A 10,927-nucleotide genomic window follows, 5' to 3' on the forward strand; every position below is an offset into this window, starting at 1 on the left:
CTCACCACCCCTGAGCCTCCTGCCCGCCCTCCCTCCGTCTGCCCGCCCTCCCTCCGAACGGGCCAGACCATCTGACGACCGCGACCGGCATAGTCGCCACGATGGCACCGCCTACTGCTGGCCCCACCCCTGACGCCAACCACGCCGAACTCACCCCGCGCGCCCCAACCCCAGCAACACCGCGCAGCCATGAGATCAGGTCACCAACACCGGCCCATCCAGCAGCAGCGAGGCAGCAGCAGAGGGGCAGGCACCACCAACCAGCCCCTGAGCAGACTCACCGCCGCCCTGCCCGAAACCCCAGCAGGCAGCACACACCCCAACGCCAACCAGCCCCTGAGCAGATTCACCGGCTCTTTGCCCGCAACCCCCAGCAGACCGTACACGCCCCCAAACGCCAACCAGCCCCACACCCACCGCCGCCACCCCAATCCCGACACCACGCAGCGGGGACATCCGAGCCCACCCACCCGTCCAGCGGCGGCGACCATGGCAGCGGCGACGGCGATCACCGCAGCGACCACAGCAACGGCGGGTCCGGGAACCACGGCAGCGGCAGCGGCGACAGCAGGGGCGGCAGCGAGAGGCAGCGCCAACACCCGACATCCCTGCGCCAGATTCACCGACCTGCCTCTACCCGGCAACACTTCAGTGAGACCGGCGAACCCTCAAGGGTGGCCCAGCCCTCGCGAACCTCAGCCCAACCGATCCAGCACGGGCTTCACGGCGTCCTCCTCGACCCGCCCCTCCCCAGCCACGGCCCACGCCGCGTCGCAGGCGGCCCGCAGCCCGTCAATTCGGCTCCCGTCACCATCGAGCCGCAGCACGCCGTCCTGCCACCGGGCCCGCCACCCCCCGCAAGCCCCGTCCCGCACCTCGGGATAAGACTCCAGCAACGTACGCAGATCCTCACCGACATAGGTGGGCCGATGACGCGGTCCCGCCGTCAGCACATCGACAGCCGTAGCCACCCCGGTCAGCACCAGCAGGCTCTCAACCCCCGCGTTGGAGGCCCCTTCGATATCGGTGTCCAGCCGATCCCCCACAACCAACGGCTGCCGCGCCCCCGTACGGATCATGGACTCCCGATGCAACGGCGGATCAGGCTTACCCGCATATATCGGCTCAACCCCGGTAGCCGCCGCGATCACCCGAACCATCGCCCCGTTCCCCGGCAGCTCCCCTCGCCCGGTAGGCATCGTGCTGTCCCCGTTGGAGGCCACGAACAAGGCCCCCTGCCGCACCGCCAGCGCCCCTTCCGACAGCAGCCCATACGACAGCCCGGGGGCGATCCCCTGCACCACGGCAACAGGCGACTCGGCGGCGGTAGAAACCGGCCGAAGCCCGCGATCCCGTAGGGCCAGCCGCAACCCGGACCCTCCGACGACGAGCACGTTCGACCCAGGCGGCACCCTTTCGGCGACCAACCGAGCAGCGGCCTGAGCCGAAGTCACCACGTCGTCAGCCGAGGCCGGCGCCCCAAGCTCGCGAAGGTGAGTGGCGATGGCAGCAGGCGTACGAGAGGCGTTGTTGGTGACGTACGCCAGCCGCACCCCACGCCGCTGAGCCTCCTCCAACGCCGCCGGCGCCCCCGGCACCGCATGGCTGCCCAGATAGACCACACCGTCGAGGTCGAGCAGCAGGGTGTCATAGCCGTCGATCAGCACAGTGCCTCTCCCCGTTTGACTCTCACGCCGCGTGCGACTCTAGCGCCGCCGCAACCCTCACCCACACAAGGGCCGACCATTTCCACGCCCACCGCCGATGCGCGGGGACACCCACCTCCACACCACGCGCACACGCAGAGACACCCACCCCTACATGCGCAGAGCGCCCAACTTCACATCCCACGCCCACACCAACCAACGCCCCTCATCAGCCGCCGCCGCACGCCATGTCGAGCCGACTGACCCAGCGGCCGTTCCCCCGCGCCCCAAACGCATTACAGCCCGCCTAGGCTCCACAACCCACCCTGGCTACATCGCCGGTCTCCTCACCCTTGTCGGCACCAGAGCACCCGGCACGCCTGAGCTCCACACCGCCAATCGGGCGGGCGGCACCCACACCCACCAGCCCCAGCTTTCAAACCGGAGCAATCTTCACCCGCGCCCGTGCGCCCCGAGATCACTCACTACCAAACCTCACGCCCCCGCCCCGCCCGCGCTCTGACCAGGATCGCGCCGAGCGAGCCGCGCGTGCCGGGGTCGTCGAGCCGGGCCACAGGACACGGCCCGCGCCAACCGCCGAACAGCGCGACGCCATTACCGACCACTCGCTCCCGCACGAAGACAACAAGAACGCCGCCTACCGCCCACTCACACACCAGGCCGACCCAGGCACCGAACCCCTCGCCGGAACGACGCAAGGCATCGCTCAACACGCATCCCACACCCAGAACCACATAGCTCAGGACAGCCAAAGAACACGACCACAAGAGACCAGGGCGGCCCACCCGACGCCCTACGTCCTCCGACTACATTTCGCGACGAGCTCGCAAGGTAGCGCGAACACTCTTCAAAGCTGACACATAATGCCGCTCATCCGGCCGCATGGCCACCGCGATGGCCAGAGGCTCCTGGGCCCCCTCCACATCCCCGGTCCGCCACAGCGACAACCCCAACCCAAAGTAGGCATAATCCTCGGCCGGATTAGCATTCACGATCTGCCGGAAACTAGCGGCAGCCTCCGCGTACTGCCGTGAATTGAACTGCGCCCGAGCCAACGCCTCCAGAATGCTGCGCGATGCGGGTTCGGCCGCGGCAGCGCGCTCCAGCAACGCGGCAGCGGCAGCCGGGCTGCCCTCTTTCAGCAATCTCACCCCACGCTGATACCAATCGTAAACACCGCCCCCGGGAGCACCTGAGTTCTCGTTCTGAACGTTTCCATCGTGGGCCATGCGTGGGGACTCCTTCATCGCTGAACGACGGACCCGCTTCGCCCTGCTACGGAAAGGGCACGGGCTGCAACCATGGGGCGACTTCCGGGAGGGACAAGCATTTATGGGAGCATGCCCGGTATGGGGAATCCTGAACTGCCGATGCCGGACGGGCTGGTGCTGCGACCCTTCCGAGGGGTACGTTTCGCCGTCGAAGATCCCGCCAAGGTGACCTCCCCGCCATACGACCTGATCTCCGACGCCGACGTGGACGCCCTCCTGGACTCCCATCCGAACAACGTCGTCCGACTCATCCTTCCCCGCTCCCCCCGAGGCGATTCCTCCGCCAAACCACCAGCCCCCCATCGGCAGCAGGAACCAAACCAAACACCCAGCACCGCGCCCCACCGCCCGTCGGCCGACAGCGAGCCGACCACCACGCGGCAGCAGGCGTCCGTTCCTCCCACACCGTCCGACGCCGGGCTTGAAACCCGCTATGCCAAGGCGCGGGACACGCTGAGGGCCTGGCTGGACACGGGTGTCCTGGTGCCGGATGACGTTCCAGCGCTCTACGTGTACGAGCAGAGCGGGCCGAACGTGCTGCAACGTGGCTTGATCGGCGACGTGGGCCTGGCCGATCCGGGGCAGCGCATCATCCTCCCCCACGAGGACGTCATGCCGGGCCCCATCACCGACCGGCTCGCTCTCATGAGCACCACACAGGCCAACCTCGAACCCATCTTCCTCCTCTACAACGGCGATAACGGCACGGCCACTCGCCTGGTGGACGAGGTGGCCTCGGAACGGCGCCCCCTCGTGTCCGCCCACACCGAGGATGGCCTCACGCACCGCCTGTGGGCCATCACGGACGTATCCGAGATCAACGCGATAAACGCCGATCTCCACGACCGCCAAGCCCTGATCGCCGACGGCCACCACCGGTACGCGACGTACCGCGTCCTCCAACGCCAGGAGCACGCCACCCACCGCTCGGCCCAGCCCGAGCAGCCGCTCACCACCACCACGAGACCGGAACCACCCGACATCCCTCGGACGCCGCCACCGCTGCACACCGCCACGTCAGAAGCCCACCTCTCCCGGCCTGCCGCCACTTCAGAAGCGCAGTCACCTAACGCCTCGGAGGCAGAAACATCCACTGCCTCAAAGACCGAGTCACCTGGCGCTCAGGACAAGGCCCAGTCGCTCACTGCTCTGGAGCCAGAACCATCCAGCGTCTCAAAGGCCCAGTCACCCGGCGCTCAGGACGCAGAACCGTCCACCACCTCCAAGACCCAGCCACCCACCGCTCTGGAGACGGAACCATCCAGCGTCTCAAAGGCGCGGTCATCCAGCGCCGTAGAGACAGAGCCGGTGGCCGTCCCCAAGGCCCACCCGCTCCGCACCACCACGCGCCCAGCCACCACTCCAGAAGCCGAGCAGCACGCCACCACCTCAGCAGCTCCATCCGAGGCCACGTCTGAGGCCCCGTCGTCATCCTCTGATGTCGAACCAGCGGCTCAACCACCTCATCCCGCCATCCCTTCGGAATCACAGACGTCTTCCCCCAGCGGGAACCTCGACCTGGATGGGAAGCCGTCGATCCCTGACATCCCCCAGGCCTCCCAGGTCTCCGGGACCGATGGTGTCGCCGGCAAGGCCGGATCCGTGCCCTCAGGCGGCGGCCGCTCGACACCAGAACCCGTGGTCGGGCCGTGGGACTTCGGGCTGGCCCTGCTCGTCGACTCCACCGCGTACCCGCCCAATCTGCAGGCCATCCACCGCGTGATCCCCGGGCTCCCCCTCGCCGAGGCGGTCGCCAAGGCCAGAGGCGCGTGGCGCGTTCACGACTTCGACGACTTGGCGCAGGGCCTGGCCGCCCTGGAGGAGGCTCAAGAGCCGGCCTTCCTGCTCGGCGGGGAGGGTGGCACGCACCTGCTCACCAACCCCGACCCGGTGCAGCTCGCCCGCGCCATGCCGCCCGACCACTCCGAGCGCTGGAACTCCCTCAACACCTCCGTCCTCACGGAGTTCGTCCTGCCCAAGGTGTGGGGCATGCGCGATGACGAGCAGGCCGTACGCATCGTCCACCACGACACGGACGCCGCGGTGCGACTGGCCATCCGCACCGGCGGCACCGCGGTGCTCCTCAAGCCGCTCGCGGTCGACGACGTACTGGCCGTCGCTGCGGGCGGCGAACGAGTCCCCCGCAAGTCCACCTCCTTCGGTCCGAAGCCCAGGACCGGCCTGGTCCTACGCACGTTCGCCATCGACTGACGCAGCCGTCTCCCTCAACCGCGGCGCAGGATTCTTCACGATCGCCGACGTCCGCCGTCTGCGCGGCGATCGTAAGGACGTCCCCGCCGTCCATAAAGCGCTGTGCGGTGGCTCCTGCGAGAACCACCCGTGGGCGGCGGGACACACGGAACGGTGCAACACCCAGCAGGACCGCCCAGCCGCGGACAGCCCCGATCGAATGGCCAGCCCAGCCACCCGCCAGCGAGCGCTGCCTGGCCGAGCGACTCCACGTGATGACCGCGAGCGCTACCGCTGACCGCGGCGGCCGGTTATGTGCTCTCGGTCGACGGACGGCCGAGGAAATCCACGCCCTCGACCGGCCGGCCCGCCACCCCACGAGAGGGCGCTGTCCACGACCGGGCGAGGCGCCAGCGCTCTCCGCGCACGCCAACTTTCCACAACCAGTGGGTCAGCTTGCTGGGGCGAGGTAGACCACTTGGCGGGGGATCAGGGCGGCGAGGCTTCCGTGAGAGCTGTGGGTGGGGCCGTCCGGAAGGTCGCTGCGGAGGGGAACGTCGGCTTCGTACGGTCTGGCGGAGCTCACCTCCACCTCGTACCGCCAGATCTTGGCCGCGGACGGGCCGAAGACGCGGCAGCGGAAGGACCCGGTCACCTCCATGTAGTCGCGGGGTTTGAGGCCGCGGACTGTGGCCGCCGTCTCCGGGTCGAAGGTGACGCACGGAATGCTGTCGGTCAGGGCGGCTCCGCGTCGGTTGCGGCGACGGCGCACGATGATGCGCCACTTCGCCACGGTGTCGCCGCTGGGCAAGGAGTGCTCCTCGACCCCCGCCGACAGCCGGCCTACCAGCAGGACTTCGTTTCGGTCCACTGCCGTCCTCCTATCGGTGCTCTGGTGGAGATCACTATCTACGATGAGGAGGAGGCCGGATCGGCTGGAATGCCGTTCTGGGGACAGCTGCTGGAGGCTCGGGAGTTCCTGTGGAAAACATCACCGCGTTGGGTGGCGACGTCTACGAAATCGACACCAAAATGGCTGGATACACGGGTATCACGGCCGGCTATCTGATTTTGGGGGATCGGCCGTGCCTCGTGGAGACGGGCACCTCGACCTCGGCCCCTGTGGTGCGCGATGCGCTCGCCTCGCTCGGTGTCGGCCCGGAGGACCTGGCCACCGTCGTGGTGACGCACATTCATCTGGATCACGCCGGTGGCGTGGGCGACATCGCCAAGTTCTTCCCGTCCGCGCAGATCGTCGTACATGAGAAGGGCGCCCGCCATCTGGCTGACCCGTCACGGTTGATGGCCAGTGCACGGATGGTGTGGGGGGACAAGCTCGACACACTATTTGGTGAACTGTCGCCCACCGAGGCCGAACGCATCGTGGCCCTCGGCGACACCGGAGCCGTCGATCTGGGCAACGGACGCACGCTGAACAGCCACTACTCCCCTGGGCACGCGAAACACCACGTGGGCCTGATCGACTCCGCCACCGGAGACCTGTACGTCGGCGACGCGGCCGGCGTCTACCTCCCCGAAACGGGCGACCTCCGTCCAGCGACGCCGCCGCCGGACTTCGACCTGGAGACGGCGCTCGACTCGATCGCGTTGTTCGAGGCGCTTGGGCCGCAACGGCTGCTGTTCAGCCACTATGGGCCGGTCGATGCCGTACAGGAGACTTTGGAGCGGTCTGCGGAGGAGCTTCGCATCTGGGTTGATCTCACTCGGCAGGCTCATGCTGAGGGGATGGATCTGGACCACGCCGTCGCCATGGTCAGGGATCGCACCAAGGATCGCTATCGGGCGTTGGAGGCTGCTGGTGGGGAGGATGGGGCGGCTGAGCAACTCGAGATGTTGAGTGGTGCTCCGTCAAACGTGGCGGGGATCCTCCACTGGCTCAACCGCGTCTCACCGTAGTCGCGCGTTGTGGGAGGTGCCGGGCGATGGGGGCGGGTGGATGTCCCCGTCGTCGCCTGGCCGGTATCCGCTTTCCTCGCCTGGCCAATAAATCTCGCCGCAGAAGCCGTGCGTGAGGGGGGCATGCCTGTGTGAGGGGGCGTCGTGACCCCGTGTGTGGCGGTTCTTGGCGTCATACGGGTCAGGGGGCGTCGTGCCGTTGCGCGTGCGCCGACGTCGTCGACGTCAGATTCCCCTGGGTCACGCGTGTACTGGGCTTCTCGCGGGTCAACGCTTTGCAGGATTTCTCGCGGTCGAAGGCCTGCGGGGTTTCTCGCATGAAGACGGGAACTTCACGCGGTCAGATGCGTATGGGATTTCAGGGCCGATGGACGTGAGCTGGGTTCCTCGGCACCGTACGAGGAGCCGAGTCCTCGCCATCAATCGCGCGGGGGATTCGCACGATCATGCCGTACAGCATCCACCGGCGGGCCGGATGGGCGGGCGTTCGTCATCGAACGAGACCCTGAGCGGTCGCCCACCCGTCCCCGCCGTACCGGACCGGCTTGACCGTCGGATGGCGACGGTATCGGTCCGGGTACGGCGGGGACGTGGCGTCAGTCGTCGGACTTGCGCTTGACGTCCGAGGCAGGCTCGTCGGACTCGTCGTTGAGCGTGTCTCCGAAGTTGGGCTCGATGAACGCCGGGGTAATGCTCAGCGCCTCGGCCTGCTTCGGGGCCTCCTGAGCAGGCCGCTCAGTCTGCTCCTCGGCAGCGTCGGCGGAACCGGACTGCTCGGGCGCGTCGGCCGGGGCAGCCTCCTGCCCACGATCCGATGCGTCCGCGGGGGCAGCTTCTCGCGACTCCCCACCCCGTACGTCTGCCGAGGCCGCCTCCTGCGGCTCCTCGTCCAGAACGTCCGCCGACTGCTCTTCCAGGACGTCGGCCGGCGCCGCTTCCCGCGACTCCTCCTCGGCCGGGGCCGTCTCCGAGGACTCCTCATCGACTACGTCGGCGGACGCCTCGTCCGAGACGCTCTCCGGGGAGGCCAAGAGGTCGCCCGCCTCGGCCAGGGCCGTGGCGTCATCCACGTCCTCGGCCGCCTCAGCTGCCTCGGCCGCGCCGGCGTCGTCGAAGTCGTCCTCGTAGTCGAACTCCTCCTCGACGTCTTCGATGACGGACCCGGTCAGCTCGGCGTAACGTTCGGCCGCTTCCGTCTCCCCGTCCTCGTCGAACGCCATCGCCCGCCCGAACCAGTCCGTAGCCGCGTCCTGGTGCCCGGCCTCGGCCAGAGCATCCGCATACGCGAACGCCAGCCGCGCCGACCACGGCCTGGGCTGCGGGTCACGCAGCTCGGGGAGGCGCTGCAGGGTGATCACGGCGGCGTCGTGCTGGCCCAGGTCGCGGCGGGCGCCGGACTCGACGATGGTCAGCTCGATGCGTCCGGCGCGGTCGAGGCGTTCGGCCTCTGGCGAACGTACGAGGTCAAGCGCCCGCTCCGGACGACCGAGACCGCGCTCGCAGTCGGCCATGACCGGCAGGTAGGCATCAGAGCCCGTCATCCTCCTGGCCGCGCGCAGATCGCTCAGCGCTTCGGAGAAGTGTCCCGCGCGGTAGGCGACGATGCCCGCGGCCTCTCGTACGACACCGATCCTGGCCGCGAACCTGCGTGCCACCTTCGTGTGCTCGTGCGCCCGGTCGGGGTCGTCGTCCTCGAGCGCCCGTTCGGCGGCGACGAGATGCCGGCCCACCAGCTCGGCGAGGTCGCCGGGCAGGGAGCGCAGCTCCTCGCGGACTTCCTTGTCGAGCTCCTCCGCGGTGATGTCGAGCGCGACCTCGGGCAGCTTCTCGCGCTGTGGGGCCTCGGCGTCGCGGTCGGACCTGCCGTACCTGGCGCGGGTGCCCGAGGAGTCGGGGCGCTCGCCGCGGTCGTCCCGCGAGAACGGCCGCGAGTCCCGGCGGGGACCGAAGCCACCTTCGCGACGGTCGCCACCGCCACGCGGGCCGCGGTCGCCCTCGCGCCTGCCACCGAATCCGCCTTCACGACGCGGGCCCCGGTCCTCCCGGAACCCGCCCTCGCGGCGGTCGCCGTAGCCGCCTTCTCTGCGGGGGGCACGGTCGTCCCTCGAGAACGGACGCGAGCCTTCGCGCCGGGGGCCGCCCCCACTTTCACGCCGGTCACCGTAACCGCCCTCGCGACGGGGGCCGCGATCATCCCGATCCCGGGACGAACGACGCTCCTCACCCTCACGACGCGGTCCTCGGTCGTCGCGGAACCCGCCCTCACGGCGCGGACCCCGGTCGTCGCGGAACCCGCCCTCACGGCGCGGACCCCGGTCGTCACGGAACCCGCCCTCACGGCGCGGACCCCGGTCGTCGCGGAAGCCACCTTCGCGGCGCGGCCCTCGATCGTCACGAGACCCGCCCTCACGGCGGTCGCCGTACCGGCGCTCGCCGAAGCCGCCCTCGCGGCGCGGGCCACGGTCCTCACGGGAGCCGCCTTCACGACGGTCGCCGTAGCTGCTGCCCTCGCGCCGCTCGCCGAACCCGCCCTCACGACGAGGACCGCGATCATCCCGGTCCCGGAACGGACGACGTTCGTCACCCTCACGACGGGGGCCGCGATCGTCGCGGTCCCGGTAGGTACGACGATCGTCACTCCGGGGTCCGCGATCATCACCCTCACGTCGAGGGCCACGGCTGTCGCCGAAGCCGCCCTCACGACGCGGGCCGCGGTCCTCACGGAACCCGCCTTCGCGACGCGGGCCTCGGTCGTCACGGAACCCGCCCTCACGGCGCGGACCCCGGTCGTCGCGGAAACCACCTTCGCGACGCGGGCCTCGGTCGTCACGGAACCCGCCCTCACGGCGCGGGCCTCGATCGTCGCGGAACCCACCTTCGCGGCGCGGACCTCGATCGTCACGAGACCCGCCCTCACGGCGGTCGCCGTACCGGCGCTCGCCGAAGCCGCCCTCGCGGCGCGGGCCACGGTCCTCACGGGAGCCGCCCTCACGACGGTCGCCGTACCTGCTGCCCTCGCGCCGCTCGCCGAACCCGCCCTCACGACGAGGCCCACGGTCATCCCGGTCCCCGAACGAACGCCGCTCGTCACCCTCACGACGCGGGCCGCGATCATCTCTGTATCCGTCGTCGCGCCGCGGCGTCCTGTCTCCACGACCGTAGGAGCGCGACCTGTCGTCGGAACGGAACGGACGGTCGCCGCCGGAGTCTCGCCCACGAGAGCCGTACCCGCCGCTCCTGCCGCCTCCGCTGGAGCGCCTGTCCCCATAGTCGCCGCGCCCGCGCTGTCCGCCGTCCGATCCGTTATCACTGTTCACTTCTGGTCCATTTCGTTGGCTCACTCAGCGGACTCATAACGACGGTCCACCGTGGCTGGTCGCCGCCTCTCGGGCCTTACGCGACGAAGGCCACCCGTTGGGTGGCCCGGTTCCTTCCAGCCTAGCAAGCCCCAGTACGTCCATGAGCCCGGACGCAAGCCATATATCGGCGCAACCAGAAACGTACGGTCAGCGAGAGTGTTCGCACTGTCACCACGCCTCGCGGAAATCTTGATCCGCGAACGGGATTCGGCCGAAGTTGCCGCTCTGCCATCGGGGCGGTCAACGTCCGTCGTCCGTTTACGAAGGCGCTCGAATTGCGGAACAGCGCACAGCTGCGCCGTCAGCGGAACGTCACAGCTACAGAAATGTGGCCTCGGACGCCGATCTGGCCAGTGAGTGGAAGGGCGAGCAGCCGGCCGCGCGAGGGAACGCCCTCACAGCCCCCCATCACAGCCGGCACAGCACACAAAAAAAAGGGGGTCCGACGCACAAGGCGTCGAACCCCCCTCAAAGATTGTCCGGCGGCGACCTACTCTCCCACACCCTCCCGAGTGCAGTACCA

General features: G+C 69.1%; 7 protein-coding genes. 3 read left to right on the top strand and 4 right to left on the bottom strand.

The genetic code is table 11. From position 1 onward, the window contains the following. Positions 1-695 precede the first annotated feature (695 nt). Together ACWEPL_RS55375 and ACWEPL_RS55380 are read right to left on the bottom strand one after the other, a co-directional pair. The gene (locus ACWEPL_RS55375) at positions 696-1,667 is read right to left on the bottom strand and encodes an HAD-IIA family hydrolase (protein ID WP_452441326.1); all 972 of its coding nucleotides are present in this window, start codon (positions 1,665-1,667) and stop codon (positions 696-698) included. 806 nt (positions 1,668-2,473) lie between these two features. Continuing rightward, entirely contained in the window at positions 2,474-2,896 is a 423-nt protein-coding gene (locus ACWEPL_RS55380; RefSeq protein WP_350739880.1) for a tetratricopeptide repeat protein, read from the bottom strand. A gap of 120 nt (positions 2,897-3,016) precedes the next feature. On the opposite strand from ACWEPL_RS55380, the gene ACWEPL_RS55385 reads away from it, so the two are divergent. Next, entirely contained in the window at positions 3,017-5,149 is a 2,133-nt protein-coding gene (locus ACWEPL_RS55385; protein WP_452441327.1) for a DUF1015 family protein, read from the top strand. Positions 5,150-5,579: 430 nt separating this feature from the next. On the opposite strand, the gene ACWEPL_RS55390 is transcribed toward ACWEPL_RS55385, so the two are convergent. Beyond that, entirely contained in the window at positions 5,580-5,999 is a 420-nt protein-coding gene (locus ACWEPL_RS55390; RefSeq protein ID WP_363970102.1) for a single-stranded DNA-binding protein, read from the bottom strand. 110 nt (positions 6,000-6,109) lie between these two features. On the opposite strand from ACWEPL_RS55390, the gene ACWEPL_RS55395 reads away from it, so the two are divergent. Beyond that, positions 6,110-7,045, top strand: a complete 936-nt coding sequence (locus tag ACWEPL_RS55395; protein WP_363970104.1) for an MBL fold metallo-hydrolase — start codon at positions 6,110-6,112, stop codon at positions 7,043-7,045. 596 nt (positions 7,046-7,641) lie between these two features. Here ACWEPL_RS55395 and ACWEPL_RS55400 read toward each other — a convergent pair. Continuing rightward, entirely contained in the window at positions 7,642-8,775 is a 1,134-nt protein-coding gene (locus ACWEPL_RS55400) for a hypothetical protein (protein ID WP_452441329.1), read from the bottom strand. On the opposite strand from ACWEPL_RS55400, the gene ACWEPL_RS55405 reads away from it, so the two are divergent. Next, positions 8,713-10,401: a hypothetical protein gene (locus ACWEPL_RS55405; RefSeq protein ID WP_452441330.1), complete on the top strand. Its 1,689-nt coding sequence runs from the start codon at positions 8,713-8,715 to the stop codon at positions 10,399-10,401. The two genes, ACWEPL_RS55400 and ACWEPL_RS55405, sit on opposite strands and share 63 nt — an antisense overlap. Positions 10,402-10,927: the final 526 nt, after the last annotated feature.

It is taken from the genome of Nonomuraea sp. NPDC004186, from assembly GCF_053603495.1.